The organism is Pseudomonas sp. Irchel s3f10 (genome assembly GCF_900187515.1).
In the GTDB taxonomy this organism is placed as follows: domain Bacteria; phylum Pseudomonadota; class Gammaproteobacteria; order Pseudomonadales; family Pseudomonadaceae; genus Aquipseudomonas; species Aquipseudomonas tensinigenes.
On the sequence record NZ_FYDZ01000020.1, the window covers coordinates 53,383 to 79,231 of the forward strand.

Annotated in this window: 26 protein-coding genes, 1 pseudogene and 1 riboswitch; of the genes and pseudogenes, 15 read left to right on the plus strand and 12 right to left on the minus strand. The window is 59.6% G+C overall.

Going from position 1 to position 25,849, the window contains the following annotated elements:
• Positions 1-101: 101 nt before the first annotated feature.
• Complete coding sequence (locus CKW17_RS27355; RefSeq protein WP_095123003.1) at positions 102-1,004, plus strand: TIGR01777 family oxidoreductase; 903 nt, start codon at positions 102-104, stop codon at positions 1,002-1,004.
• A 13-nt stretch (positions 1,005-1,017) separates the two neighbouring features.
• On the plus strand, positions 1,018-2,043 hold the full coding sequence (gene hemH / locus CKW17_RS27360) for a ferrochelatase (RefSeq protein WP_095123005.1): 1,026 nt from the start codon (positions 1,018-1,020) through the stop codon (positions 2,041-2,043).
• A gap of 116 nt (positions 2,044-2,159) precedes the next feature.
• On the opposite strand, the gene CKW17_RS27365 is transcribed toward hemH, so the two are convergent.
• Both CKW17_RS27365 and upp read right to left on the minus strand, forming a co-directional pair.
• Positions 2,160-3,434 carry a uracil-xanthine permease family protein gene (locus CKW17_RS27365; RefSeq protein WP_077574503.1) on the minus strand — a complete coding sequence of 425 codons (1,275 nt, stop codon included), beginning with the start codon at positions 3,432-3,434 and terminating at the stop codon, positions 2,160-2,162.
• Between the two features lie 2 nt (positions 3,435-3,436).
• Positions 3,437-4,075, minus strand: coding sequence for a uracil phosphoribosyltransferase (gene upp / locus CKW17_RS27370; protein WP_007912842.1), 639 nt, complete (start codon positions 4,073-4,075; stop codon positions 3,437-3,439).
• 163 nt (positions 4,076-4,238) lie between these two features.
• Between upp and CKW17_RS27375 the strand changes: the two genes are divergently transcribed.
• The 3 genes from CKW17_RS27375 to CKW17_RS27385 all read left to right on the plus strand — a co-directional run bounded on the left by CKW17_RS27375 (position 4,239) and on the right by CKW17_RS27385 (position 5,759).
• Positions 4,239-4,796: a hypoxanthine-guanine phosphoribosyltransferase gene (locus CKW17_RS27375; RefSeq protein WP_064387625.1), complete on the plus strand. Its 558-nt coding sequence runs from the start codon at positions 4,239-4,241 to the stop codon at positions 4,794-4,796.
• Positions 4,797-4,928: 132 nt separating this feature from the next.
• Positions 4,929-5,408, plus strand: coding sequence for a hypothetical protein (locus CKW17_RS27380; protein WP_095123007.1), 480 nt, complete (start codon positions 4,929-4,931; stop codon positions 5,406-5,408).
• Between the two features lie 63 nt (positions 5,409-5,471).
• A complete protein-coding gene (locus tag CKW17_RS27385; protein WP_095123008.1) occupies positions 5,472-5,759 on the plus strand; it encodes a PA4642 family protein in 288 nt (95 codons plus the stop codon).
• A gap of 148 nt (positions 5,760-5,907) precedes the next feature.
• Here the strand turns inward: CKW17_RS27385 and mqo are convergent, their stop codons facing one another.
• Complete coding sequence (gene mqo / locus CKW17_RS27390; RefSeq protein WP_095123010.1) at positions 5,908-7,416, minus strand: malate dehydrogenase (quinone); 1,509 nt, start codon at positions 7,414-7,416, stop codon at positions 5,908-5,910.
• A 708-nt stretch (positions 7,417-8,124) separates the two neighbouring features.
• A complete protein-coding gene (locus CKW17_RS27395) occupies positions 8,125-8,358 on the minus strand; it encodes a hypothetical protein (RefSeq protein ID WP_007912834.1) in 234 nt (77 codons plus the stop codon).
• A 204-nt stretch (positions 8,359-8,562) separates the two neighbouring features.
• On the opposite strand from CKW17_RS27395, the gene CKW17_RS27400 reads away from it, so the two are divergent.
• Positions 8,563-9,147 (plus strand): YajG family lipoprotein, encoded by a 585-nt coding sequence (locus CKW17_RS27400; protein ID WP_008086137.1) that lies wholly within the window; start codon positions 8,563-8,565, stop codon positions 9,145-9,147.
• A gap of 293 nt (positions 9,148-9,440) precedes the next feature.
• Here CKW17_RS27400 and CKW17_RS27405 read toward each other — a convergent pair whose 3' ends face one another.
• Positions 9,441-9,647, minus strand: a complete 207-nt coding sequence (locus tag CKW17_RS27405) for a hypothetical protein (RefSeq protein WP_008083982.1) — start codon at positions 9,645-9,647, stop codon at positions 9,441-9,443.
• A gap of 193 nt (positions 9,648-9,840) precedes the next feature.
• Here CKW17_RS27405 and CKW17_RS27410 point away from each other — a divergent pair, with 193 nt between their 5' ends.
• Entirely contained in the window at positions 9,841-10,119 is a 279-nt protein-coding gene (locus CKW17_RS27410) for a hypothetical protein (RefSeq protein ID WP_007912825.1), read from the plus strand.
• 60 nt (positions 10,120-10,179) lie between these two features.
• Here the strand turns inward: CKW17_RS27410 and CKW17_RS27415 are convergent, their stop codons facing one another.
• On the minus strand, positions 10,180-11,343 hold the full coding sequence (locus CKW17_RS27415) for a 1-acyl-sn-glycerol-3-phosphate acyltransferase (RefSeq protein WP_176470129.1): 1,164 nt from the start codon (positions 11,341-11,343) through the stop codon (positions 10,180-10,182).
• A gap of 142 nt (positions 11,344-11,485) precedes the next feature.
• Between CKW17_RS27415 and CKW17_RS27420 the strand changes: the two genes are divergently transcribed.
• Genes CKW17_RS27420 through CKW17_RS27430 form a run of 3 tightly spaced genes read left to right on the plus strand, consistent with a single transcriptional unit; the run spans position 11,486 to position 12,598 of the window.
• Positions 11,486-11,668 carry a CPXCG motif-containing cysteine-rich protein gene (locus CKW17_RS27420; protein ID WP_016985166.1) on the plus strand — a complete coding sequence of 61 codons (183 nt, stop codon included), beginning with the start codon at positions 11,486-11,488 and terminating at the stop codon, positions 11,666-11,668.
• Between the two features lie 9 nt (positions 11,669-11,677).
• Positions 11,678-11,938, plus strand: coding sequence for a putative signal transducing protein (locus tag CKW17_RS27425; RefSeq protein ID WP_007912819.1), 261 nt, complete (start codon positions 11,678-11,680; stop codon positions 11,936-11,938).
• A 36-nt stretch (positions 11,939-11,974) separates the two neighbouring features.
• Complete coding sequence (locus CKW17_RS27430) at positions 11,975-12,598, plus strand: SOS response-associated peptidase (RefSeq protein ID WP_095123013.1); 624 nt, start codon at positions 11,975-11,977, stop codon at positions 12,596-12,598.
• 207 nt (positions 12,599-12,805) lie between these two features.
• Here the strand turns inward: CKW17_RS27430 and CKW17_RS30910 are convergent, their stop codons facing one another.
• Positions 12,806-13,648, minus strand: coding sequence for a methyl-accepting chemotaxis protein (locus tag CKW17_RS30910; RefSeq protein ID WP_371850969.1), 843 nt, complete (start codon positions 13,646-13,648; stop codon positions 12,806-12,808).
• Between the two features lie 12 nt (positions 13,649-13,660).
• Positions 13,661-15,007, minus strand: a pseudogene (locus CKW17_RS30915) (HAMP domain-containing protein); the annotation flags it as partial.
• Between the two features lie 203 nt (positions 15,008-15,210).
• On the opposite strand from CKW17_RS30915, the gene CKW17_RS27440 reads away from it, so the two are divergent.
• Positions 15,211-16,029: a M48 family metallopeptidase gene (locus tag CKW17_RS27440; RefSeq protein ID WP_095123016.1), complete on the plus strand. Its 819-nt coding sequence runs from the start codon at positions 15,211-15,213 to the stop codon at positions 16,027-16,029.
• A 50-nt stretch (positions 16,030-16,079) separates the two neighbouring features.
• Here the strand turns inward: CKW17_RS27440 and CKW17_RS27445 are convergent, their stop codons facing one another.
• From CKW17_RS27445 to CKW17_RS27455, 3 genes are all read right to left on the minus strand, one after another.
• Positions 16,080-16,664: a TMEM165/GDT1 family protein gene (locus tag CKW17_RS27445; protein WP_007912813.1), complete on the minus strand. Its 585-nt coding sequence runs from the start codon at positions 16,662-16,664 to the stop codon at positions 16,080-16,082.
• An 88-nt stretch (positions 16,665-16,752) separates the two neighbouring features.
• A riboswitch (yybP-ykoY riboswitch) is annotated at positions 16,753-16,875 on the minus strand.
• A gap of 40 nt (positions 16,876-16,915) precedes the next feature.
• Positions 16,916-17,914, minus strand: coding sequence for a class I SAM-dependent methyltransferase (locus tag CKW17_RS27450; protein ID WP_077574494.1), 999 nt, complete (start codon positions 17,912-17,914; stop codon positions 16,916-16,918).
• Positions 17,915-17,946: 32 nt separating this feature from the next.
• Entirely contained in the window at positions 17,947-18,912 is a 966-nt protein-coding gene (locus tag CKW17_RS27455) for a 2-hydroxyacid dehydrogenase (protein WP_095123018.1), read from the minus strand.
• A gap of 91 nt (positions 18,913-19,003) precedes the next feature.
• Between CKW17_RS27455 and CKW17_RS27460 the strand changes: the two genes are divergently transcribed.
• Positions 19,004-19,633 (plus strand): LysE family translocator, encoded by a 630-nt coding sequence (locus CKW17_RS27460; RefSeq protein WP_047599209.1) that lies wholly within the window; start codon positions 19,004-19,006, stop codon positions 19,631-19,633.
• A gap of 117 nt (positions 19,634-19,750) precedes the next feature.
• Here the strand turns inward: CKW17_RS27460 and CKW17_RS27465 are convergent, their stop codons facing one another.
• Positions 19,751-20,515 (minus strand): helix-turn-helix domain-containing protein, encoded by a 765-nt coding sequence (locus tag CKW17_RS27465; RefSeq protein WP_095123026.1) that lies wholly within the window; start codon positions 20,513-20,515, stop codon positions 19,751-19,753.
• Between the two features lie 85 nt (positions 20,516-20,600).
• Between CKW17_RS27465 and CKW17_RS27470 the strand changes: the two genes are divergently transcribed.
• From CKW17_RS27470 to CKW17_RS27480, 3 genes are all read left to right on the plus strand, one after another.
• On the plus strand, positions 20,601-21,785 hold the full coding sequence (locus CKW17_RS27470) for an MFS transporter (RefSeq protein WP_095123019.1): 1,185 nt from the start codon (positions 20,601-20,603) through the stop codon (positions 21,783-21,785).
• Between the two features lie 146 nt (positions 21,786-21,931).
• Positions 21,932-23,614: a fatty acid--CoA ligase gene (locus CKW17_RS27475; RefSeq protein ID WP_095123021.1), complete on the plus strand. Its 1,683-nt coding sequence runs from the start codon at positions 21,932-21,934 to the stop codon at positions 23,612-23,614.
• Positions 23,615-23,951: 337 nt separating this feature from the next.
• A complete protein-coding gene (locus tag CKW17_RS27480; RefSeq protein ID WP_095123022.1) occupies positions 23,952-25,841 on the plus strand; it encodes a DUF1302 domain-containing protein in 1,890 nt (629 codons plus the stop codon).
• Positions 25,842-25,849 lie beyond the last annotated feature (8 nt).

A 25,849-nucleotide genomic window follows, 5' to 3' on the forward strand; every position in this document is an offset into this window, starting at 1 on the left:
CTTGGCCTATGGTTAAACAATAGAGCCTGCCCGATAGAAAAGATCCCTGTTTATAAAAATAGACTAGTGATCCGGGTTAAACGCCACGCGAGGAAGATGTCATGCACATATTGCTGACCGGCGGTACTGGTTTGATAGGACGTCAGCTCTGCCGACACTGGTCGGGGCAGGGGCATCGCCTGACGGTGTGGAGTCGCAAGCCGGAAAAAGTCGCGAAGATCTGCGGCGCGCAGGTGCGTGGCATCGCGCGTCTGGAAGATCTCGGCGATGAGCCTGTGGACGCGATCATCAATCTGGCCGGCGCGCCGATTGCCGATCGGCCGTGGACCCATCGCCGCAAAGCGTTGTTGTGGAGCAGCCGCATCACGCTGACGGAAACCCTGTTGGCGTGGCTCGAAACCCGCGCGCAGAAACCGGCGTTGCTGATTTCCGGTTCGGCGATCGGCTGGTACGGCGATGGTGGTGAGCGCGAGTTGACCGAAGAATCGCCGCCGGTGATCGACGATTTTGCCAGTCAGTTGTGCATTGCCTGGGAGGAAACCGCGCAACGTGCCGAGGCCCAAGGCATCCGTGTGGTGCTGGTGCGAACCGGTCTGGTGCTGTCGGCCGAGGGCGGCTTTTTGTCGCGCTTGTTGTTGCCGTTCAAATTCGGGCTGGGCGGGCCTTTGGGCAATGGTCGGCAGTGGATGCCGTGGATTCATATCAACGATCAAATCGCCCTGATTGATTTTCTTCTGCACCGCGATCAGGCCAGTGGTCCTTATAATGCGTGCGCGCCGCAACCGGTGCGCAATCGCGAATTTGCCAAGACGCTGGGCAGCGTTCTACACCGCCCGGCGTTCATGCCGATGCCGACGCTGGCGCTGAAAGTCGGTCTCGGCGAGATGTCTTTGTTGTTGCTCGGCGGCCAGAAGGCCATACCGGCACGCTTGCTGGAAGCGGGTTTCACTTTCCAGTTCACGGATTTACGCGCGGCCCTGGACGATCTCTCCAGCCGCCTCTGAAATAGGACGTTGCATGACCGATCACGCCTTGCTTCTGGTCAACCTGGGTTCCCCGGCCTCCACCTCAGTGGCCGATGTGCGCAGCTACCTCAATCAATTCCTGATGGACCCGTACGTGATCGACCTGCCATGGCCGGTGCGGCGTCTGCTGGTGTCGCTGATCCTGATCAAACGCCCGGAGCAATCGGCCCACGCCTATGCCTCGATCTGGTGGGAGGAAGGTTCACCGCTGGTGGTGCTCAGCCGGCGCCTGCAACAGCAGATGACCGCGCAGTGGAGTCACGGCCCGGTCGAGTTGGCGATGCGCTACGGTGAGCCATCGATTGAAACCTGTTTGCTGAAGTTGGTCGCGGCCGGGCACAAGCGCATCACGCTGGCGCCGCTGTACCCGCAGTTCGCCGACAGCACCACGACCACGGTGATCGAAGAAGCGAAACGGGTGATCCGGCAGAACAAGCTCGATGTGCAATTGTCGGTGCTGCAGCCGTTCTACGATCAGCCGGAATACCTCGATGCGCTGGTTGAAAGCGCGAAGCCGCATCTGCAGCAGGATTACGATCACTTGCTGCTGAGCTTCCACGGTTTGCCCGAGCGGCATCTGACCAAACTCGATCCGACTGGCAATCATTGCTTCAAGAATGAAGACTGCTGCAAGAACGCCTCGCCTGCGGTATTGGCGACCTGTTATCGCGCGCAATGCCTGCGCACAGCGGCGTTGTTTGCTGAGCGCATGGGCCTGCCGGATGGCAAATGGTCGGTGTCGTTTCAGTCGCGTCTGGGTCGGGCCAAGTGGATCGAGCCGTACACCGAAGCGCGGCTGGATGAACTGGCGAAAAGTGGCGTGAAGAAAATTCTGGTGATGTGCCCGGCGTTTGTCGCCGATTGCATCGAGACGCTGGAAGAGATTGGTGATCGCGGCAAGGAACAGTTCCGCGAAGCGGGGGGCGAGGAATTGGTGCTGGTGCCGTGCCTGAACGATGACCCGCAATGGGCCAAGGCCTTGGCAACCCTCTGCGAACGAGCGCCGCTGGCCCTGTGATGATCGTTCCCACGCTCTGCGTGGGAATGCAGCCCGTGACGCTCCGCGTCACTGGACGCAGAGCGTCCCTAGAGGCATTCCCACGCAGAGCGTGGGAACGATCAGATCTTGAAGGCTTAGATCAGCGGCTCATCCGCCTTCTTGTTCTTCCAGCCATCATTGCCCGGCAGAATCAGGTTCAGCGCAATCGCCACCACCGCGCACAGCGCGATGCCTTTGAGGCCGAAGTCATCCGGACCGGTACCGGTGCCGACCAGCACACCGCCAATCCCGAACACTAACGTCACCGAGACAATCACCAGATTGCGCGCCTCGCCCAGATCGATCTTGTGACGGATCAGGGTGTTCATGCCCACCGCCGCGATCGAACCGAACAACAGGCACAGAATCCCGCCCATCACCGGCACCGGAATGCTTTGCAGCAGGGCGCCGAACTTGCCGATGAACGCCAGGCTGATGGCGAAGATCGCCGCCCAGGTCATGATTTTCGGGTTGTAGTTCTTGGTCAGCATCACCGCGCCCGTCACTTCGGCGTAGGTGGTGTTTGGCGGACCGCCGAACAGGCCTGCTGCGGTGGTGGCAATGCCGTCACCGAGCAGGGTGCGATGCAGGCCTGGCTTCTTCAGATAGTCACGACCGGTCACGCTGCCGACGGCAATCACGCCACCGATGTGCTCAATGGCCGGGGCCAAGGCCACCGGAACAATGAACAGAATCGCCTGCCAGTTGAACTCCGGCGCGGTGAAGTGCGGAATCGCAAACCATGGCGCTGCGGCAATCTTCGCGGTATCAACGACACCGAAATAGAACGCCATGGCAAAACCGACCAGCACGCCGGAAATGATCGGCACCAGACGGAAGATGCCTTTGCCGAACACCGCCACGATCAACGTGGTCAGCAATGCCGGCATCGAGATCAGCATTGCGGTCTGGTAGTGGATCAGTTCAGAACCGTCGCCAGCCTTGCCCATCGCCATGTTTGCGGCAATCGGCGCCATGGCCAGACCGATGGAAATAATCACCGGACCAATCACCACCGGCGGCAGCAAACGGTCGATGAAGCCCGTGCCTTTGATCTTCACGGCAAGGCCGAGGAAGGTGTAGACGAAACCGGCCGCCATCACCCCGCCCATGGTCGCGGCAAGGCCGAACTGGCCCTTGGCGAGAATGATCGGAGTGATGAAAGCGAAGCTCGACGCCAGAAACACCGGCACCTGACGCCCGGTGACGATCTGGAACAGAATCGTTCCCAGACCTGCGGTAAACAGTGCCACGTTCGGGTCCAGGCCCGTGATCAGCGGCATCAGCACCAGAGCGCCGAAAGCCACGAACAGCATCTGGGCGCCGGACAGCACCGTGCGCCAGAGCGGATCGTTGAACTCTTGCTGCATGGTTACGCGTCCTTCTGCTTGGTGCCGAAGATCTTGTCACCGGCGTCGCCAAGTCCTGGGATTATGTAACCGTGCTCGTTCAAGCGCTCATCGATGGACGCGGTGTAGATGGTCACGTCCGGGTGAGCTTTTTCGACTGCGGCAATACCTTCCGGCGCGGCAACCAGCACCATGGCGCGGATATCTTTGCAGCCGGCTTTCTTCAGCAGGTCAATGGTCGCAACCATCGAACTGCCGGTGGCGAGCATCGGATCGATGATCATCGCCAACCGTTCGTCGATTTCCGGAACCAGTTTTTCCAGATAGGTATGCGCTTGCAGGGTTTCTTCGTTGCGGGCGACACCCACAGCGGAGACTTTGGCACCCGGGATCAGGCTCAGTACGCCTTCGAGCATGCCGATGCCGGCGCGCAGAATCGGCACGACGGTGATCTTCTTGCCGGCGATTTTCTCGACCGACACGGTGCCGCACCAGCCTGCAATATCGTAGGACTCCAGCGGCAAATCTTTTGTAGCTTCATAGGTCAACAGGGCGCCGACTTCCTGAGCGAGCTCGCGGAAGTTCTTGGTGCTGATATCGGCGCGGCGCATCAGGCCGAGTTTATGGCGGATCAGCGGATGGCGGATCTCGAGGATGGGCATGGAAAAACTCCGGCGGCGGGCAAAAAAACCGGCCTAGATTAATCTATCCGAGGGTGATGTCCTATAGGACATTCTGTACGTTAGTCCATAAAGGCTTGATTCGGCCTCGATGGATGCGTACCTTTGCCCGCTTTTCCAATTCCGCCAACCCCTGGAGAGCGCCATGTCCGCTGATCTCGAGCATATCCGTCAAATCATGCGAGAGGCTGACTGCCTGTACACCGAAGCTGAAGTCGAGGCGGCCATCGCCCGTGTCGGTGCACAAATCAACGAACAACTGGCTGACAGCAACCCGGTGGTGTTCTGCGTGATGAACGGCGGCCTGATCTTCTCCGGCAAGCTGCTGACCCATCTGCACTTCCCGCTGGAAGCGTCCTACCTGCACGCGACCCGTTATCGCAACGAAACCAGCGGCGGCGACCTGTTCTGGAAAGCCAAGCCGGAAGTCTCGTTCATCGATCGCGACGTGCTGATCATCGACGACATCCTCGACGAAGGTCACACCCTCGGCGCGATCATCGACTTCTGCAAACACGCCGGCGCGCGCAAAGTGCACACCGCCGTACTGATCGACAAGGATCACGACCGCAAAGCGCGTCCTGACCTGAAAGCCGATTTCGTCGGCCTGCCGTGCATCGACCGTTACATCTTCGGTTACGGCATGGACTACAAAGGCTACTGGCGCAACGCCAACGGGATCTTTGCCGTTAAAGGCATGTAAGCAACATCAAAAGATCGCAGCCTTCGGCAGCTCCTACATGGGATTGATGTAAACCTGTAGGAGCTGCGGAACGCTGCGATCTTTTGCTTTTAATCCCATGCTAGAGTGCTCGGCCCGTCCCCGGAGCCAGCCATGAGCCTCTTGATCCGCAGCTTTGCCGCCCTGTTGCTGACTCTCAGCCTGCCGCTGTCCGCCGCGCCAATGCACAGCCAATTCCTGCCGCCGGACGATCTGACGGTGCGCGATGCCGAGCCTGAACAGCAGCAACTGTTGCAGGTCACCGATTACTCGGTGGTCGTCGGCGCGCAACGCCAGTCCAATCAGCAGCCGATTCCGGTTACTTCATCGCTGATGATCCGCCTCAAGGGCAAATCCCTGAACAAGGGCGCGACCATCACTCAGGTGCTGGTCAATTTCGACGGCGAAAGCAAAAGCCTGAAAAAACCGATCTACGACGACAAGAGCAAGACCCTGACGTTGTTTTATCCACTGGCCCAATACCGAGTGATCATCGATCTGCTGCGCAATGACACCGTGTATGTGCAGTTCCTCAGTTACGCCAATGGCCATATCTGGGCCGATTTGCATACCGGGGCGGTGCGATCGCGTTGAGCCGGGCAGCCGGGCAGGGGTAAACTGCCCGCCCCGTGTAATGTCTGCGAGCTGGAGTCGGCAATGCGTAAAGATAAGAAACAAGTGATTGGTGACGAGATCGGCGATGAGCAGATCAAGCTGTTCCTCGATTTTGAGCCGGTCGACGCAACTTCGCCGTCACTGCACAAACTGATCAAGGCCTACCGTGGCCTGCGTATCGACGACTTCGAGCGCTTTCTGGGCTTCTTCGTTGCAGCTGGTTATGACGTGGATGGCAAAGACGAGCAGGGCAAGACCTTCGTTGAGCTGATCGCCGATCAGCGCAACGCCCCGGAATACATTGAGCTGATCGAAAAGTCCCGCGGTTAAGGGCAAAGACAAGATCAAAAGATCGCAGCCTTCGGCAGCTCCTACATGGGATTTATGTTGGCCCTGTAGGAGCTGCCGAAGGCTGCGATCTTTTGCTTCTGACAGACATAAAAAACGCCCCGATCGGGGCGTTTTTCATGCGGCGTGATCAAGCGTAGCTTGGGGTCTCGCTGCTTTCTTCAACCAGTTCCAGCGCGATGTTGTTCTGCGTGTTGATCTTGCGATACAGCGCAGCATCGGTTTCCAGGACCTTTTCACGGGCAGGGAAGATTTCCGCCAGCTTGCCAGCCCACTCACCCTTGGCCTTGGCCGGGAAGCACTTCTCGATCAGTTCAAGCATGATCGAAACGGTCACCGACGCACCTGGCGAAGCGCCGAGCAGGGCGGCGAGGGAACCGTCCTTGGCCGCAACCAGTTCGGTACCGAACTGCAGGATGCCGCCCTTTTTCGGGTCTTTCTTGATGATCTGCACCCGTTGGCCGGCCACTTCCAGGCGCCAGTCTTCGGCTTTCGCCTCCGGGTAGAAACGGCGCAGGGAATCCAGACGCTGTTCCATCGATTGCATCACTTCGCTGACCAGGTACTTGGTCAGGTCCATGTTGTTTTTCGCCACGGCCAGCATCGGCCCGATGTTGCCGGCGCGAACCGACAGCGGCAGGTCCATGAAAGAGCCGTGCTTGAGGAACTTGGTGGTGAAACCGGCGTATGGCCCGAACAACAGGGATTTCTTGCCGTCGACTACGCGGGTGTCCAGGTGCGGCACCGACATCGGTGGCGAACCCACGGCCGCCTGGCTGTAAACCTTGGCTTGGTGATGCTTGACCACTTCCGGGTTGTCGCAACGCAGCCACTGGCCGCTGATCGGGAAGCCGCCGAAGCCTTTGCTTTCCTCAATGCCCGAGGCCTGCAGCAACGGCAACGCCGCGCCACCGGCGCCGAGGAAGACGAACTTGGCGTCGACTTCACGGCTGCTGCCGCTGTTGACGTCCTTGATGCTGACGGTCCAGCCGCTGCCGTTACGCTTGAGGCCAGTGACGCGCTTGCAGTATTTGACTTGAGTATCCGGGGCGCTGGTCAGGTGCTTGAGCAACTGATTGGTCAGGGCGCCGAAGTTGACGTCGGTGCCGTTCATCACGCGAGTGGCAGCGAGCACTTCGTCCGGCGCGCGGCCCGGCATCATCAGAGGCATCCACTCGGCCATTTTGCCCTTGTCTTCGGTGTACTCCATGTCAGCGAAGGCGTGGTGCTTGCTCAACACGTCGAAGCGCGATTTGAGGAAAGACACGCCGCTGTCGCCCTGGACGAAGCTCAGGTGCGGCACCGGGCTGATAAAGGATTTGCACGAGCCGAAGGTGCCTTTCTTGGTCAGGTACGACCAGAACTGCTTCGACACCTCGAACTGGGTGTTGATGTGCACGGCTTTCTTGATGTCGACGGTGCCATCGGCGGCTTGTGGCGTGTAGTTCAGCTCGCACAGGCCGGCGTGACCGGTACCGGCGTTGTTCCATGGATTGGAACTCTCCGCAGCACCGGAATCCATCAGCTCGACGACTTCCAGCTTGATCGCGGGGTCGAGCTCTTTGAGCAGCACTGCCAGGGTGGCACTCATGATGCCGGCCCCAACCAGAACTACGTCGACTGCTTCGTTATGCGCCATTTAACGCGTCTCCAAAATCTGCAGCACCAAATTGTCGGCATGGCTGCCAGGCGTTCCGGGACAGATCAGTTATGCCCCAGCTATCCGTGGTCAGGTCGCCATGTCCGAATCTTCGCAATTTTTCGCAACTTCGACGGATGTATGCGGCTTGGCTTTCAAGAGCTCCATGAACTCATTTCAGCGTGCAGCTGGCAATTCGACTTATGGTCGAGACATCCGTTTTTGTGCAACCAAATCCGTAGCGGACAGGCTTCAGGCTCCGATATTCGAGGTATACCCGGTCCTGTGTCGTTGGGCTGTTTCAGACGCTAATGGTGCATGTTCAGACGCAAAACTTTTCATTTGCTCGCCACACTCTTGTGAAGTTGTGAAAACCCGTTTTTTTCACGCTCTTTTGAAGACGTGAACCTCAAAAAAGGGCTGTCCAGGCCTGGCACCTTGCCCGAGGGCAAAAACAACGCGGTGGCCGAGCGTCATGACAGCTCTGCAGATTCGCGAAAAGCAGGGTTTTTGCCGGAAGAACAGGCAAGCGCGCCAACTTCACTCGATCTGTGTGGGCGGCTCTCTGTGGGCGATTTTGATGTCAAATGCATGCGCATTGACGCTGTTGCGGGGCCCGATCAGGAGACGTCCTTATAATCGGGGGGAGATTGTATCGAAGAAATGCGGGCAGTTGCTCGTGTTTAATGACTTTTATTAGGCATCCGGTCAGATGCTCAACATCGCTTGCACGCGTGCACGGGGCTGCGACGCTATGACGCGGGCGCTGGCGGGCAGTGGTTGGTGCAACCAGTTGAGGCGGATTTCTTCGATTTCCACCCAGCCGTCGCCCATTGGCTGCAGGCTGCACTGCTTGAATGCCTGGCAATGGCCATTGCGGTCGAGCAGGGCGAAGCTGCGATGCAGTGGGCGCGGTGCGAACAACGAGATCAGATAACGCATGGTTGAGTACCTTGTGGGGGACTGATTGCAAGGTTGCCAAGGCGCCGTGACGTCAACGTGTATGGCGGGTGAATAATCTGTGACAGGAACCGCTTTCCCAAGGGTTTGTCAGACATTTCAGTATTCACTGCCGGGCGCTGGTTACCCGCAGTGGCCCACCGCTATACTGCCGGCCTGTTTGTGCCTGATTCTGGAGAGAAGAGCATGTTGCAACGCCTGTTGTTCGGTTTGATCACTGTGGCCGGTTTGACCCTGGCCGGCTGCGCCCACAGCCCGCAACAACTGAACCCGGAGCCGAAGCTGACCACCCAGCTGCCAGCGGTCGGCCGTGGTCAGCCTGTTGTTGTGCGTGTAGTCGACGGTCGTCCGTCGCCAACTTTGGGCACGCGTGGCGGTCTGTACCCGGAAACCAGCGCCATCACCGTGCAGCGCGAGCAGATCCTGCCCAAGCTGCAGGCTCAGGCTGAAGCCGCTGTGCGTTTGCTCGGTTTCACCCCGACCAACAACGCGCCAAACGCTCCGCAGTTGACCGTGACCCTGGCCGAGCTGAAGTATCAGTCGCCGAAAGAAGGCATGTACGTGACAGAAGCGACTATCGGCGCGACCTTCCGCTCCGACGTGCAGAACGCCAACCGTCGTTACAGCGGTCGTTACGGCGCTTCGCTGGACCAGCGTTTCGGCATGGCGCCGAACCAGGAAACCAACACCAAACTGGTCAGCGACGTGTTGAGCGATGCGCTGACGCGTCTGTTCAAGGATCCGACTGTGGGTCAGGTTTTGGCTGAGTAGGTTTTCAGCGGATGTGAAAAAGCCCGGGACCAGTGATGGTTTCGGGCTTTTTTGTGGGGCCTGAAATCCTACCCCCTCACCCCAGCCCTCTCCCCCAAGGGGGGCGAGGGGGAAAGGGAGCCGACCTGTGTTGCACTTGAGATCTCATTCATCTCGAAGTTTAAGGTCGATTTGCGTTGTTCTTGAGATCTGCATTCACCTCGGACTTTCAGGTCGATGTACCTCGACAAAACACCTCGGTCAGTCCCCTCTCCCTCCGGGAGAGGGCTAGGGTGAGGGTGCTTTTGCTTTTTTCAGGCCGCCTGAGAATAGAAGTCGAGCACGCTGACGCCCGTCAGCAAGTCAGTCTCGGGCAAGTCCGCATGCTGATGCCCGCCGAGCGCGCAATACACCAGCCAATGGCGATCCTGAACATTGAAGGCAAGGCTGCCGACGAGACTTTGCTGTTCGTCGTAAGGCGTGATGAGGTACAGACGATCCTGGTTTTCAGCGTGAAGCATGTCGCGTTCCATGTGCGTTTCGAGGCGCGCATCTTGGTGCATCCACATGACGAAGCCGTGACACAGGACAGCCATCGGTCGATTGTCAGGTAATTTGTCGCAAAGCCTGGGGCAGGGCGCTCGGGTTTCGGTAGAATCCGCGCCGCGGTCGTCGATCTGGCGTCTGCCATACCGGTTCAGATAGAGGTCTGTGATGTCGCTGCACTTGATGACGCTGTTTACCGCCCATCCCGCCAAGTTGATCAACTTGCTGGCGCTGCTGTTGGCGTTTCCGGGCAGTTGGCTGCTGCACGCCACTCGCCGCCGTGAACAGCGCGCGATGGCCAGCATTGCCGCCCAGCGTCAGGCGCAGCCGAATGCCGAGCCGATCCTGGACTGGGCGACCTTGCGCATGAACCGGTTTTTCTATCGTTTTGGTTTTGCCTGCCTCGCGCTGGCCCTGATCGTCTCCTGGATCAGCACGCGCTTCTAAAAGCTTCAGGCATAAAAAACGGCGCCCGAAGGCGCCGTTTTTGCGTCAGGTGGAAACCGCTTACAGCGGCAACCCAGCCTTGACCCGATACTGATTACGCACCGGCGTCGCGTATTGCAGCACCAGATACGGACGGTGCTCTGCAGGGCACGCATCCAGCCGGCTCTGCCATTCTTCCTGCGCCTTGGCCAGTTCATCCGCCGGGAACACCTCGGCAGCTTTCGGCACATTCAACTGCGGATCAGCATCGGCCCACTGCGCATACGCCAGGTAATGCACCGGGAACAAGCGGTAACCGCCGAGAATCTGCTTGTCCATTTCGACCGCCAATTGCTTGGTGTCTTCGAACAGCTCAGTGATCGGCGCAGCAAAGTTCACGTGCACGCGGCCCTTGTAGCCAGTGATGCCTTTGGCAATGCTCACGTCATCCTCGCCCGGCGCTTTCGCGTAGGTGCCGGTGGTGGCGCGGATGTACAGCTCGCGGGCCTTGGCCTGATCGCACGGGTCATATTCGTAGCTGATCGACACCGGCGTGACGTTCAACGAGCGGATGACTTCGCCGAACGGCTCGTCCTTGCGGCTCATGTGGAACATCTTGAGGATCGCCGACTCGGTGCGGTCGTCGCCGTCCTTCGCCCGACCTTCAGCCTGAGCGATCCAGATCGAGGCGCAATCGTTGCGGATCGAATGGTTGATGTACGCCGACAACAGTTGATACGCGGCCATTTTCTCGCGACGGCCGGTGATCGAACGGTGGACGATGAAGCTCTTGTTCAAACGCATCAGGTCGCTGACAAACGGCTTTTGCAGCAGGTTGTCGCCAATTGCGATGCGCGGCGTCGGCAGGCCGGCGTGGTACACGGCATAGTTGACGAAGGCCGGGTCCATGACGATATCGCGGTGGTTGGCGATGAACAGATAGGCGCTGCCGGACTTGAATTGCTCGACACCGGTGTAGGTCACGCCGTCGGTGGCGCGCTCGATGGTGTGGTCGACGTAGGACTCGACCTTGTCCTGCAACGTCGCCACCGACGTCACGTCGGCGAACTCACGACGCAGCCGATGGGCTATAAGTGGTTTGAGCATCCAGCCGAAGGCACCGGCAAAACGCGGGAAGCGGAAGTGGGTGAGGATATCTAGAAACGCCTTGTCGCCGAGCAGTCTTGCCAGTACCACAGGTACTTCGCTGTCGTCGTAAGGTCGGATGGCATCGAATTCGCCCATCATGCTCTCTTGTTGGAAACGGCTAGGGTAAGTAAAGGTTTTGATCGAAAACCCGCGGGGCACGGTCTGAAAAAGTAGCCAGACAAAAATAGCCCTGCAAATAGACCGGCGATTATACGCACAAGTCACTTGGGAGACCGCGATGCTGGAAACCGCTGATTACGAATGTCCTTATTGTGGGGAAGTAGTAGAGACGACGCTGGACCTGTCCGGTGGAGATCAGACTTACATCGAGGACTGTCAGGTGTGTTGTCGGCCGATCACGTTTGTATTGCAGGTTCATGGAGAGGAATGGCATCTGGAAGTCTTCAGCGAAAACGAGTGAGGCGCGCCCATGCAGCGAATCTATGAGCCGGAAAACCTGATGGAAGGTGAAATGCTCAAGGGCATGCTCGCCAGCGAAGGCATCGAGGCGCACTTGATTGGTCGCGATTTGCTCGGTGGAACGGGCGAGCTGCCGATCTTCGGTCTGTTGGGCTTGTCTGTGGATAACGATCAGGCCGAATACGCCCGCGAGCTGATCACCGCGTACAATGCCGCGCTGCCGCTGCCCGGCGATGAGCCGGAGAGCTTCCCCGGGACGCTGGTCTGTTAGGCTGAGCTTCGTTTTACTTCAGAGTCGTGTTGCCCCATGTGTGGACGTTATGCCCTGTTTCGCTGGAACCGCGATTTCGCGGCCCTGCCAGGTTTTCCCGCCGATCAGCAGGCGCAGTGGAACATTTCCCCCAATGATTCGGTGTTGATGCTGCGTGCCGATGAAGCTGGCCAGCGCACGTTGGCCCGCGCCCGTTGGGGGCTGACGCCGCCGTGGCTGACCGATCTGTCGAAAACCCCGGCGCATGCCCGTGCGGAAACCGTGGCCGAGCAACCGATGTTCCGCGAGGCCTTGCGCCTGCGTCGCTGTCTGCTGCCGGCCAACGGCTTTTACGAATGGCGCGGGACGCAGCGCAAGCGTCCGTTCTGGCTGACCCCGGGGGAGGGATCGTCGCTGTTTTTCGCGGCGATCTGGGAGGCTTATCCGGTGCAGGAGCAGGTGTGGCTGAGCACTGCGGTGATTACGCAACCGGCGTCGAGTCAGCGGCGGCCGTTGATCCTCGATGAGGCGGGGCAGGCGGCGTGGCTGGATCCGGAGACGCCGTTGCATGTGTTGCAGGGGTTGCTGGCCAGTGAGCCGGCGGCGTTGCGCGAGCGGGTGTTGGCGAATCTGATCAATGATCCGAAGCTCAATGGGCCGGAGTGTTTGACTCCGGGTTAAAGCCTTTAGATCAAAAGCCCCTCACCCTAGCCCTCTCCCGGGGGGAGAGGGGACTGACCGAGTTGTCTACCGTCATGCATCGACCTGAAAAATCGTGGCGATTATGGATTCGGTGAAAAGCGTTCAAGTCGGTGTACTTCGTCAATATCCCCCAATCAGTCCCCTCTCCCTCTGGGAGAGGGTTAGGGTGAGGGTGCTCTTGGCTTTTCAGACCTTGAATTGATTGATCAACCGCCGCTGCTGCTCCGCCAGTTTGGTCAGGTCCGCACTCGCCGAACTCGACTCATCCGCACCCCCCGCCACTTCATTGGCCACCTGGCCGATATTGATCACATTGCGGTTGATGTCATCGGCCACCGCGCTCTGCTCTTCCGCCGCACTGGCAATCTGCGTGTTCATGTCGTTGATTACCGATACCGCCTGAGTAATCGTTTCCAGCGCCTCAGCCGCTTTCGCCGCATGCTGCACGCTTTCATCAGTGCGGTTCTGGCTGTCTTCCATGACCCGCACGACATCGCGCGTGCCCTGCTGCAGTTGCTGGATCATGCTCTGGATTTCTTCGGTGGCTTTCTGGGTTTTCTGCGCCAGATTACGCACCTCGTCTGCCACCACCGCAAAACCACGACCTTGTTCACCGGCACGCGCCGCTTCAATCGCCGCGTTCAAGGCGAGCAAATTGGTCTGCTCGGCAATCCCGCGAATCGCCGTGAGAATCGCGTTGATGTTTTCGCTGTCCTTGGCCAGCGTCTGCACCACGTCTACCGCCTTACCGATTTCCACCGCCAGCACACCAATCGAGTTCGAGGTGTCACGGACAATCTGCATGCCCTGGCTGGCCGCTTGATCAGCATGACTGGCCGCTTGCGCCGCCTGCGTCGCGTTGCGCGCCACATCCTGCGCGGTGGCGGTCATTTCCTGTACCGCCGTGGCGACTTGATCAATCTCGGCCATTTGTTTCTGGATGCCGATGTTGGTGCGAATGGCGATGTCAGCGGTGTGTTCCGAAGAATCGCTGACGCTCTGCACCGAGGTCACCACTTGGGTGATCATCGCCTGCAACTTGGCGAGGAAGGTGTTGAAGCCCTTGGCGATCGAGCCCAATTCATCGCTGCGATCACTGCTCAAGCGTCGGGTCAGATCACCTTCACCCTGAGCAATGTCATTGAGCATCGCGACCATTTGCTTCAGCGGTCGGGCGATGCCGTGGCCGACCAGCCAGATCACCAGCAGGCCAATGCCGGCGATGAGCAGACCGACCATGGCCATGCCGAAGGTGTCGGATTTGCGCTGAGCATCCAGATCGCCCTGCAGCTTCTGCAGATCTGCCATTACGGCGTTCAACGGCAATTGCAGCATCAGCGTCCAGCGCGCATCGGTCTGGCCGATGCCGAACGGCAGGTACAACTCGATGCGGCCCTTGTCCTTGTTGACCGAGTAAGTCACTTCGCCGCGCTTGAGATTGGCCAGGTTGGCAGTCTGCTCGGCGTCGAGGATGTCGCTGATTTTCTCGCCGAATTTGCTTGGATCTTGTGTGTACGCGACGATCCGCCCGTTGCCGCCGATCAGGGCCATTTGCCCGGCGCCGCTGTACAACTTCTGGTTGGCGCCGAGGAGCATTTCCTGAATGAAGTTCACCGACAGGTCGGCGCCGACGATGCCCTGGAAAGCGCCGTTGAGCATGATCGGTTCAATGAAAGAGGCGAGCATGACGATCTTGTCGCCGACCTTGTACGGCGCCGGATCGATCACGCAGGCTTTCTTGGTTTCCTTCGAGCACAAGTAGTACTCGCTGGCGCGCACGCCGGTGGACAGGGTTTTCTGGTCGTCAACGTCGACCAGTTTGTCGAGGCCGAGGGTGCCGTCATCGTTGCGGAACCACCACGGCAGGAAGCGCCCGTTGGCCGCGTCGATGCCAGCCACGCTGGTGCCGACGTAGGCCGCGTCGTTGTGGTCGAGGGCGTTCTTTTCCCAGCCGATGTAAGTGCCGAGAATCTTCGGGTTCTTTTCGACGTTCTCTTTGATCAGGCTGATCAGTTGCTCGCGGCTGACAGTGAGGCGCGGCTGACCATCGGCGCCCGGTGTGCCGAGCAGGGCGTTGACCCGCACCAGTCCGCCGGCAATCAGCAGCGGTGCTTCGAGTTCGCGCTGGATCTGGCTGACCTGGGTTTGCGCCAGCGAAGTCAGGCGCTGTTCGATGACTTGCTCGAACTGCGCCTGGGTGCGCTGCTGCACCATTTCTTGCGTGCGCGCGCCGGAAAACAGCGCATACAGCACCAGCGCGGCCACCACGCTGAGCACGATGGCGCCGGCCAGGGCGGCAACGGAAAACTGGATCGACTTGAACTTCATGGGAGCTCCGCACGCAAGAGGACGTCTGCGGTGATGTATCGGCAGGCGGCATTGGGCCATGAGTGCGGGCAGGTGCAATTGAAAGCCGATGTCGTAAATGGATCAGTGCACGACGCTGTTGCTGCGGGCGTGACGATCGCTGTGAATTTTTTACGACAGCTCAAGTGGGAAACGTCTGAAAGTCGCTGCAACACGTCCGTTGTATCTGGCGCCGATACAATTACCCGCCTAGGATACGCGACAGGTTTTCAGGGAGCTTTTGAATGAACAAGACATTGGTTGTAAGTGCACTGAGCGCAGCGCTGTTGCTGGTCGGTTGTCAGTCGGTCAACACCACCAGCGGCGGCGCCGTGGGGGTGGAGCGCAAGCAGTACATGTTCAGCATGCTGTCCTCGCAAGAGGTTGACCAGATGTATGCGCAGTCGTATCAGAAGACCGTTGGCGAGGCCTCCAGCAAGGGTGTGCTGGACAAGACCAGCCCCGAGGCCAAGCGGGTTCAGGCGATTGCCAACCGCCTGATCGCCCAGGCGCCGAAATTCCGTCCGGATGCGGCGCAATGGCAGTGGGAGGTCAATCTGATCAAGAGCGATGAACTCAACGCCAACTGCGGGCCTGGCGGCAAGATCATTTTCTATACCGGGCTGATCGACAGCCTGAAACTCACCGACGATGAAATCGCTGCGGTCATGGGCCATGAAATCGCGCATGCCCTGCGCGAACACGGTCGTGAAGCGATGTCCAAGGCGTACGGGATTGAAATGGCCAAGCAGGGCGCAGGTGCATTGCTCGGTCTGGGTCAGGACAGTCTGGCGCTGGCTGACACCGTGGCCAATTACGGCATGACCCTGCCGAACAGCCGTGCCAACGAAAACGAAGCCGACCTGATCGGTCTGGAACTGGCCGCTCGTGCGGGCTACAACCCGAATGCCGCGATCACTCTGTGGAACAAGATGAGCAAGGCGTCGGAAGGTTCGCCGCCGGAGTTCATGAGCACTCACCCGGCTTCGACCAGCCGGATTGCTTCGTTGCAGGCGGCGATTCCGAAGGTTATGCCGCTGTACGAACAAGCGCCGAAATCCTGAGTCGATGATCGTTCCCACGCAGAGCGTGGGAATGATCGGCGTTGGCAGGGTTAAACCCAGCCACTGCTCTGCATGGCTTTGTACACCGCAACAATTGCCAGAATCATGAATGCCGAGGCCGCGAGGCGACGGATCAGGGTCAGTGGCAATTTGTCGGCGGCGAAGTTACCTGCCAGCACCACCGGCACGTTGGCAATCAACATGCCCGCCGTGGTACCGATAATCACCAGCCACAGATCCGGGTATTGTGCCGCGAGCATCACGGTCGCGACCTGAGTCTTGTCACCCATTTCAGCCAGGAAGAACGCAATCAGCGTGGTCAGGAACGGCCCGAACTTGCGTGCGGTGCTGGTTTCATCGTCGTCCATTTTGTCCGGAACCAGTGTCCACAGCGCTGTGGCTGTAAAACTGGCAGCGAGAATCCAGTGCAGCGTGGCATTCGAGAAGAAACTGCCGAACCAGGCGCCGACCGCACCGGCTGCTGCGTGGTTGGCCAGGGTCGCGGCAACAATACCGGCAATGATCGGCCAGGGTTTGCGGAAGCGAGCGGCGAGAATCAGCGCGAGCAGTTGCGTCTTGTCGCCGATTTCGGCCAAGGCAACGATTGCGGTGGGAACGAGTAACGAGTCCAGCATCAGGATTTCCTAAGGGGCGGGTCGACACGGCTATGACACGTACAGCCTTCCCGCCCCGGGTAAGGTGTGCGTGTCATAGGTCTTGTCAAACCCTGCGATCCGTCTGTTGCGGACGCTTGGGTCGCATACGCCATGATCTGAGGATCAAGTATGTTGACGTATGCCGGACGAGCTTGGCGCTCGTGGGAGACTACTCCCCTAGGACGGAGCGGATTCTGCCTAGGCAAATCCGATTGAGCAAGAACAAATTTTCAGCCGCGCTTGGCCCGGTAAATCCGGAAACCATTGCCTTCGGCCTTGATTGCACAGACGCCCAGATGCTCTTCGATCAGCGGTTGATACTTGAGGAAGCTGTTCGCCACCAAGCGCAGTTCGCCGCCATTTTTCAGGTGTTTGGCCGCTTTTCGCAGCAAGTTCTCGGTTGCGAAATAATCGGTGTGCACGCCGACGTGGAACGGTGGATTGCTCAGAATTGCATTCAAACCCATCGGTGCAGCATCGATACCGTCACCAGTCAGCACTTCAGCTTCCAGACCATTGGCCGCCAGCGTCAGACGGCTGCTGGCGGCGGCGAACGCATCGACATCGAGCAGCGTGACCTGATTGTGCGGATAGCGACGTTTTACCGCCGCGCCCAACACGCCTGCGCCGCAACCGAAGTCGAGCAGATGGCCGCTCGGCAGTTTGTCCAGATGCTCCAGCAGCAGGGCGCTGCCGCGATCCAGTCGACCGTGGCTGAACACGCCCGGCAGGCTGATGACTTTCAATGGGCCTTCTGCCAGTGGCAGTTCATAGGTCTGCGCCAGGCTTTCCAGTGATTTCGCTTCAGGAGCGTTGGCTACGGTCACTTGCCAGAGCTGGCAGTGCCGCGCGCTGTCGAGTTTACGCGGCTTGCCAAACGGGTTGAGCTGCTTGGATGCGCCTTCGATGCCGCTGCGTTTTTCCCCGACCAGAAACACTTCACGCCCGGCCAGACGTGAGGCCACCGCGTTGAGGATGTAATCGGTCAGATCCTTGGACTTGGGCAGAAACACCACGGCGCTGTCGAACTCGCGCTCGGGAATGTTCACGCCGAAATGGCTGCGACCCTCGAAGCGAGCGTCCAGCGCGGCTTGATCGCCGGCATGCCAGCACCAGCCGAATGCGTTGGGCAGGCGCCCGAGCAAATCATCGGCGGGCAAACCGGCCAACAACAACGAACCTTGAAACAACTCGGGCTGACGAAGCAGTACTTCACTGCGCGGATCCATAACTGCTCCTCAAAAAAAAGTGCCGCAGTTTATCAACTGACGACCCGCAGCGCCTTACCGCTGAAGAACGCCTGAGCGTTTTCGGTCAATTGGCCGACGATGCGCTGGCGTGCCTCGCGACTGCCCCAGGCGTTGTGTGGCGTAACGATCAGGCGAGGGATGTCCGCCGCGAGCAAGGGATTGCCCTGGGTCGGCGGCTCGACGCTCAACACATCCGTCGCGGCGCCACCGAGGTGGCCGTTGCGCAACGCATCGGCCAGCGCCTGCTCATCGATCAGACCGCCACGGGCGGTGTTGACCACGAACGCACCGGGTTTCATCGACGCCAGCTCGCGAGCACCGATGAAATGGCGAGTGTGTTCATTGAGCGGGCAATGCAGGGTGAGGGCGTCGATTTGCGGCAGCAGTTGATCCAGCGGCAAACGATCCGGGCGAGCAGGGCGCCCGGGAATCTGCCCGAGCAACACACGCATGCCGAACGCTTCGGCCAGTCGCGCCACGGCGCCGCCGAGTTCGCCATGACCGAGCAGGCCGAGGGTTTTGCCTTCCAGTTCGACAATCGGGTAGTCGAGCAGGCAGAACTGTTTGGCCTGCTGCCAACGACCTTCGCCGACGGCTTTCTGGTAATCGGCCAGACGCGTGGCAAGGTTGAGCAACAGCATGATCGTGTGTTGCGCCACCGACGGCGTGCCGTAACCCTGACAGTTGCACACGGTGATGCCCTGCGCGCGGGCGGCGGCGAGGTCGACGTTGTTGGTGCCGGTGGCGGTGATCAGGATCAGTTTCAGAGCGGGGTTAGCGGCCATGGCGGCAGCGTCGATCATGATCTTGTTGCTGATCGCCACGGTGGCGCCTTGCAGGCGCTCGCTAACTTGCTCGGGCAATGTCTGCGCGAACAGCTGCAGATCGCTGAAACACTCACGCAGTGGACTGAGGTCGAGGTCGCCGAGATCCAGCGAAGGGTGATCAAGGAATACCGCGCGGCGCGTGTTCGTCATCAACTGTACCTTTTGTGCTGTGAGCGTTGGGCGTAATCTGCCGAGCCTACCAGATGAAACAAATTGATACGCTTGGCCGAAAGGAGCCCCCATGTACTGGACCGAATTCTTGACCGTTGCACTGATCCATTTGCTGGCCGTCGCCAGCCCCGGCCCGGACTTTGCCGTGGTGGTGCGCGAGAGCGTGACCCACGGGCGTCGTGCCGGCACCTGGACCGCGCTGGGCGTGGGCACGGCGATTTTCCTGCACGTTGGTTATTCATTGCTGGGTATCGGCCTGATCGTGTCGCAGTCGATCGTGCTGTTCAACGCCTTGAAATGGGCGGCCGCCGCTTACTTGCTGTACATCGGCTTCAAGGCGTTGCGCGCGCAACCGGCGAAAGTCGTGGCCGATGATCTGCACAAAGAGGCCGGCGTACGTACGGCGCGCGGCGCGTTCACCTCGGGCTTCGTGACCAATGGTCTGAATCCGAAAGCCACGCTGTTCTTTCTGTCGCTGTTCACCGTGGTGATCAATCCGCACACGCCGTTGGCGGTGCAGGCGGGTTATGGCGTTTATCTCGCCGTTGCGACGGCCATCTGGTTCTGTCTGGTGGCGATGCTGTTCAGCCAGCAACGGGTGCGTGCCGGTTTCGCCCGCATGGGCCACTGGTTCGACCGCACCATGGGCGCGGTGCTGATCGCTCTCGGCGTGAAAATCGCGTTCACCGAAATGCATTGATCTCAGAACCGCGACTTGAACCTGTGGGAGCGAGCCTGCTCGCGAAGGCGTTGGGTCAGTCGACATTATTGATGGCTGAAAGACCGCTTTCGCGAGCAGGCTCGCTCCCACAGGGTCTTACACCAGTTGGCTGAGCTTGCTCAGGTTATTCAGGTAGTCGCGCGGATTTTCCCCGAGCAAACGGCGAAACATCGCGCTGAACGCCCGCGCGCTGCCGTAACCCAAATCCCGCGCTACACGCTGCACGCTGTCCCCGGCGAGCAGGCGGGGCAGGGCTTCCATCAGGCGCAGTTGCTGGCGCCAGGCGTTGAAACTCATCTGCAGCTGTTGCTGAAACAGCCGCGCCAACGTGCGTGAGCTGGCGCCGACCTGCTGCGCCCAGTCTTCCAGGGTATTGGCATGGTCCGGGGTGCGCAGCAGTGCCAGACAGATGTTTTGCAGACGCCGGTCGCTGGGCATCGGAATGTGCAGCGGCAGGTTTTCCAGACTGGCGAGCTCTTCCAGCATCAACTGCTGAATCAGCGGATTGTCGGCGTGCGGCGGCCCTTGCACCGCGCGCAGGATCAGCTCGCGCAGCAGCGGCGTCACGGCCAATACGCAGCACTGTTGCAGGCTGGCGGGTGAAAATTCTGGCGCGATGAACAGCGAGCGCATCTGCACATCGCCACTCATGAAAATCTCGTGCGCCACTTCTGGCGGAATCCACACCGCGCGACTAGGCGGAATCACCCATGCACCCGAGTCCGTGACCACGCGCATGATCCCGCTGACCGCATACAACAACTGCGCCTCACGATGCAGGTGCAGCGGCTGGTGCGCGCCATCCAGATAATCCCGGGGGTAGGCACTCACCGGACCGTGTTCGAAATGGCTGATCAACATGTCTGATTCGATGACTTGCTTGGCAGGAATGCGCTTTACGGCCAACTTAGCATAAGCGGTACACAACAACGTAAAGCGTGCCGCCATGAATCAATCCAGAAACGTCATTCGCTATATCAACGCCGCCCATGTGATCGATCACATGTTCATGCTTATTTTTCCCGCCGCCGTGCTCGGCATGACTCAAGCGTTCGGCCTCGACTACGCCACGCTGATCGGCTTGTCACTGGGCGGTTTCATTGCCTTCGGCGCCTGTTCGCTACCCGCCGGTTGGCTCGGCGATCACTGGAGTCGGCGACAGATGATGCTGGTGTTTTTCTTCGGTATCGGTGCCTCGGCGATCTTCACTGGGCTGAGCAGCAGCCCGAGCATGCTGGTGATCGGCCTGACCCTGATCGGTATTTTCGCGGCGATTTATCACCCGGTCGGCACCGCAATGCTGGTTGCTTACGCGCAGAACCGTGGCCGTGAAATCGGCATCAACGGCATGTGGGGCAATCTGGGCGTGGCGTTTTCGGCGCTGATCACCGGCTTGCTGGTGGCGCAATTCGGCTGGCGCTCGGCGTTTCTGTTACCGGGTGCGGTGGCGATTGTGCTGGGTTTTGGCTTCGCCTTGCAGGTGCGCGAAGAACCGATTCCGAAGCGTGCGCACACGCCACTCAAGGGGGCCGCCGGCCAGCGTATTTCGATGGTCATGGTGTTCGGCGTGCTGGCGTTGGCCACGGCCACCGGCGGCGTGGTGTTCAACGCCACCACCATGACCTATCCGAAGCTGTTTCAAGAGCGTTTGCATGAACTGTTCGCCTCGCCGCAAACCCTCGGCGTGGTGGTCAGTCTGGCGTATGCCTTTGGCGCGGTTGCGCAGTTGAGCATCGGTCGTGTGTTGCATCGGCTCAGCCTGAAATGGCCATTCATTGTCCTGACGCTGTGCCAGGCGCCGCTGTTGTTCGCGCTGGCTTATGCCGACGGCTGGGCTGTAATCGCCCTCGGTGCGGCGTTCATGTTCGTGGTGTTCGGGCAGGTCACCGTCAACGATGCGATGGTCGCCAACTTCGTCGCCCCGCAATGGCAATCGCGAGTCTTCGCCCTGCGTTACTGTTTATCGTTCGGTGCCAGTGCGACGGCGATTCCACTGATTTCCTATGTCGAACCGCGCCATGGCTTTGTAGGCCTGTACTTGATTCTCGCGGGTTTCGGCGCTTTGACCTTCCTTGCAGCAGTCGTATTCCCACGCACGCCTTCCGAGGAGGCTGTAGGGCAAACGGCCTGATCTGAGACAAAAACCGGCAAATGCTGGCGCAAAGCTAGCATTTGTACGGCTTTGCAAATCATTCCTTTGGCTGATTTGGCTGGCGTATAAGGGTTCTAGAGTACCAATCTCTACGCCAACACCGTGCAGTCAGAAAAGGGATTCTTATGTTGCAGACTCGCGTCATTCCCCCGGCCGATGGGGCCTACCAGTATCCATTGCTGATCAAGCGGCTGCTGATGTCCGGCGCCCGCTACGAGAAAACCCGCGAGATCATTTACCGCGACCAGATTCGCTATAGCTACCCGACCCTGATCGAGCGCGTGGCGCGGCTGGCCAACGTGCTGACGGCGGCCGGTGTGAAGGCCGGTGACACGGTGGCGGTGATGGACTGGGACAGCCACCGTTACCTGGAATGCATGTTTGCGATTCCGATGATCGGCGCGGTGATCCACACGATCAACGTGCGCCTGTCGCCGGAGCAGATCCTCTACACCATGAACCATGCCGAGGACCGCTTTGTGCTGGTCAACAGCGAGTTTGTCGGCCTCTACCAAGCGATCGCGCCGCACCTGACCACGGTCGAGAAAACCCTGCTGCTGACTGATCTGCCGGAAAAAACCGCCGAGTTGCCGAATCTGGTTGGCGAGTACGAGCAACTGCTGGCCGCCGCGAGCCCGCAGTACGATTTCCAGGACTTCGACGAAAATTCGGTCGCCACCACGTTCTACACCACCGGCACCACTGGCAATCCCAAAGGCGTGTATTTCACCCACCGGCAGTTGGTGCTGCACACCATGGGCGTGTCGACGATCATGGGCTCCATCGACAGCGTGCGCCTGCTTGGCACCAACGATGTGTACATGCCGATCACGCCGATGTTCCACGTTCACGCCTGGGGTCTGCCGTACGTGGCGACCATGTTGGGCCTGAAACAGGTTTATCCGGGACGTTACGATCCCGAGTTTCTGGTGGAGCTATGGCGCAAAGAGAAGGTCACTTTCTCCCACTGCGTGCCGACCATCCTGCAAATGCTGCTCAACGCCAAAGGCGCACAAGGCATCGATTTCGGCGGCTGGAAAATTGTCATTGGCGGCAGCGCGCTCAATCGCACGCTCTACGAAACCGCCAAGGCGCGCGGCATTCAGCTGACCGCCGCGTATGGCATGTCGGAAACCGGGCCTTTGGTGTCCTGTGCGCACCTCAATGACGAGTTGATGGCCGGCAGCGAAGACGAACGCACCACCTACCGGATCAAGGCCGGTGTACCCGGGCCGCTGGTGGAAGCGGCGATCGTCGACGGCGAGGGTAACTTTCTCCCGGCCGACGGCGAGACCCAGGGCGAACTGGTGCTGCGTGCGCCGTGGCTCACCGAGGGCTATTTCAACGAACCGCAGAAGGGCGCCGAGCTCTGGGCCGGCGGCTGGCTGCACACCGGCGACGTCGCCACGCTCGACAGCATGGGCGTGATCGACATCCGCGACCGCATCAAGGACGTGATCAAGACCGGCGGCGAGTGGATCTCCTCGCTGGACCTCGAAGACCTGATCAGCCGTCACGTCGCGGTACGCGAAGTAGCAGTGGTGGGCATCGCCGATCCGCAGTGGGGCGAGCGCCCGTTTGCCTTGCTGGTGATCCGCGAAGGGCACGTGATCGGGGCGCGCGAGCTCAAGGAACACCTCAAGCCGTTCGTGGAATTGGGCCACCTGAGCAAGTGGGCGATTCCGAGTCAGATCGCCCTTGTTACCGAAATTCCCAAGACCAGTGTCGGCAAGCTCGACAAGAAGCGTATCCGCCTCGACATCACCGAATGGCAGGCCAACAACAGCACCTTCCTCTCGACACTTTGAGTGTCTGCTGGCGCGCCGAAACCGGCGCGCCAGACCCACCAAGCAAGCGCTTGGCTTGTGAAATCGAAAAAATCAGCCATCCTTGCCGTGCCGACATGCGTCGGACTGGCGAAAGGACTGTTCCAGAGTGGCCGGCAGCTGCAAATCACACTTTAGAGGGATCAAGCAGTACCACCTGCTGGCTATAGTCCGCTCAAGGATTTTTAAGAACGGGGCACACGCACAAAACGGGGCGATGCATTTTTGGAGTGACTTCGGGCTGTCTCTGGCACCCGGTCCTTCGGACGTTTTTAAAAGTACTCACTGCCATAACAATAATGCACATGGAGTAGCGTCGATGACCTCAGTAAACCAGTTCTGGCGCCGGGCGAAACTGCCTCTGGCAGTCAGTCTTGCCTCTTCGCTCGCCGGGCCCGCATTCGGCGTCAGTTTCAACGTCGGTGAAATCGAAGGCCAGTTCGACTCGTCCCTGTCGATCGGTGCCAGTTGGTCTACCCAGAGCCCGAACAAGAACCTCATCGGCGTCAACAACGGCGGCCATGGTCTGTCGCAGACTTCTGACGATGGCCACGCCAACTTCAAGAGCGGCGAAACCTTTTCGAAGATCTTCAAGGGCATCCATGACCTTGAACTGAAATACGGCGACACCGGCGTGTTCGTCCGTGGCAAATACTGGTACGACTTCGAACTCAAGGACGAAAGCCGCCAGTTCAAGGACATCAGCGATTCGGGTCGCAAAGAGGGCGCCAAGTCGTCCGGCGGGCAGATCCTCGACGCCTTCGTCTACCACAACTACGCGATCGCCGATCAGCCGGGTTCCGTGCGTCTGGGCAAGCAGGTGGTGAGCTGGGGTGAAAGTACTTTCATCGGCGGCGGCATCAACTCGATCAACCCGATCGACGTCTCCGCGTTCCGTCGTCCTGGCGCCGAGATCAAGGAAGGCCTGATCCCGGTCAACATGTTCTACGTGTCCCAGAGCCTGACCGAAAACCTTTCGGCCGAAGCGTTCTATCAACTGGAATGGGACCAGACCGTCGTCGACAACTGCGGCACGTTCTTCTCGCAGCCAGACATCGTGGCCGACGGTTGCAACGACAACCTGCGCGTGCTGAACAAGCGTTCGCAAATCCCGGCCATCGCCCTGGGGCCATTGGCCGCCAACGGTGTCAACGTCAACGAAGAAGGTGTTCTGGTGCGCCGTGGCCCGGATCGCGATGCCCGCGACAGCGGTCAGTGGGGCGCCTCCTTCAAGTACATGTACGAGCCGCTCGACACCGAGTTCGGCGCCTACTTCATGAACTACCACAGCCGTGCGCCGATCTTCAGCGCCACCGGTGCTCCGCAATCGGTCTATAACACCGCGCGCGCGCTGCCGGGGCCGTTTGCGGCACTTGCACCACTGCTGGTTGCGGGTAACTCGAATTACTTCATCGAGTACCCTGAAGACATTCGCCTCTACGGTCTGAGCTTCTCTACCACCCTGCCTACCGGTACGGCGTGGAGCGGTGAGATCAGCTACCGTCCGAACGCGCCGGTACAACTGAACTCCACCGATATCCTGTTCGCTGGTGTGCGTCCGATCGGCGGCGCACTGACCAACGCTTCGATCCTCAATGGTGTGCCGGGTCAGGACCTGCACGGTTACGAGCGCAAGGAAATCACCCAGATCCAGACAACGTTCACGCACTTCTTCGATCAGGTCATGGGCGCCAGCCGTCTGACCCTCGTCGGCGAAGTCGGTGCGACCTACGTCGGTGGGCTGGAAAGCCGTTCCGACAAGCGTTATGGCCGCGATCCGGTGTATGGCCCGGGCGAGTTGCCAGCCACTGGCGGTGTGAATACCTGCGCCAACATTCTCAACGCCAGCACCATCAACGGGGCCGGGCCGGGTTCGCCGCAGAACAACCGCAGCCGCAATTGCGATAACGACGGCTTCACCACTTCGATGTCGTGGGGCTACCGTGGTCGCGCCATCTGGGAATACAACGACGTCTTCGCCGGTGTGAACCTCAAGCCGAACGTGGCCTGGTCGCACGACGTCAGCGGTTACTCGCCAGGCCCTGGCGGCAACTTCGAGGAAGGTCGCAAAGCGGTCAGCCTGGGTGTTGATGCCGAGTACCAGAACACCTACACCGCGAGCCTGGCTTACACCAACTTCTTTGACGGCAAGTACACCACTGTGGATGACCGCGACTTCGTTGCGCTCAGCTTCGGCGTGAACTTCTAAGCACTGCA